The sequence below is a fragment of the Phormidesmis sp. 146-33 genome (assembly GCF_052939515.1).
On sequence record NZ_JBJPHU010000278.1, the window covers coordinates 1 to 1,568 of the forward strand.

The 1,568-nt window shown below is 52.4% G+C and carries 2 protein-coding genes; both read left to right on the top strand.

The window, feature by feature from the left end; all coding sequences use genetic code 11:
• The coding region (locus ACJ2PR_RS35925; RefSeq protein ID WP_446880643.1) for a BMP family lipoprotein at positions 1-770 on the top strand (770 nt) is incomplete at its 5' end.
• Between the two features lie 281 nt (positions 771-1,051).
• Positions 1,052-1,568: ATP-binding cassette domain-containing protein (locus ACJ2PR_RS35930; protein ID WP_446880644.1), on the top strand; the 517-nt coding region annotated here is incomplete at its 3' end.

Sequence of the window (1,568 nt, forward strand, 5' to 3'; positions counted from 1 at the left end):
TCAGCAACATCATGGGCAGGATGGAGTACGGCAAAATGATTGCTGGCTGCGCGGCCGCCCTGGGCACCGAAACAGGCAAAATCGGCTACCTCGGCCCGCTAATCAATGATGAAACGCGCCGCTACGCTTCGTCTGCCTTTATGGGTGCCAAATACTGCTGGGAAAACTACCGCAAAAAGCCCGCCGCCGACCTTGATTTCAAAGTCACCTGGATTGGCTTCTGGTTCAACATTCCTGGCAAAACGCTTGACCCGACCAAGGTGGCCGATGACTTCTACAACGGGGGATTTGACGTGGTGATGTCTGGCATCGATACGCCAGAAGCGGCCGTCCAAGGCAAGAAAGCGGCCGAAGCAGGTAAGAAAGTGAAATTTACGCATTATGACCTGGCAACGGGCTGTAATCTGGCTCCTGACATCTGTTTGGGCACGCCTTACTACAATTGGGCTTCTCCTTACGCCGATGCCATCAAAAAGGCAAAAGACGGCAAATTTACGAGTGAGTTTGTCTGGTCGGGGCCCAACTGGCAAGACATCAACAATCCCGGTACGAATATGATCGGCTTCAATCCTGGTACAGCGCTGGGTGAAAACAAAAAATTCATTGATGAGTTTGTCAAAGGGTTAGGAGACGGCAGCATCGATCCTTTCAAAGGGCCGATGAACTTCCAAGATGGAACGCCGTTCTTGAACGCGGGCGAGAAGGCCACCGACCAGCAAATCTGGTATCTGCCACAATTGTTAGCAGGCATGGAGGGGCCGAGTAAGTAGCGTTCTGCAACCCTCACGGGCAGAGGTGGAGAATGGAGGCATGGACGGTTTATGAATTTACGATCGCTCCCTGCTCATCCATCACTGCCTCGCTCCCGCTGCTCTTCACGTCCTGACCCTACTCCAACGGTGGATTCGAGACGTTGTTCGATTGATTGGCAAACTTTAGGTCAGAACTCTTTGCTAAAAGTCCTCCAGAATTGGCAGCCTGGGAAGCAAAAGCTTGACCCGCAAGGGGTCGAAATGACCGCAAACACAACGCTCCATCACCCACTATCCCCATGAAGGTTGAACTACAACACATCAGCAAACGCTTTGGAACGGTGCAGGCCAATGATGACCTGTCGCTGACGATCGCTGCCGGGACAATTCATGGGCTGTTGGGCGAAAATGGAGCCGGAAAAAGTACGCTGGTCAAGGTTTTGAGTGGCTTTATCAGTCGCGATTCGGGAATGGTTCTCCTGGATGGTCAGGCGGTCGAAATCAAAACGCCCGCAGATGCGATCGCTCACGGGGTGGGGATGCTGCACCAAGATCCGCTAGACTTTCCGCCGCTGTCGGTGTTAGACAATTTCATGGTTGGCAAAAGCGGGAATCTATTTTTGGATCGACGACGATCGCAGCGTGACCTTGAGCGATTGTCACATCAGTTGAATTTTAATCTCAACCCCAACGAAATTTTAGGCAATCTCACCGTCGGCGAACGGCAGCAGTTAGAGATTTTGCGGCTGTTGTCGTTGGGTGCCAAAACGCTGATTTTGGACGAGCCGACGACCGGAATTTCGGCCTCTCAAAAGA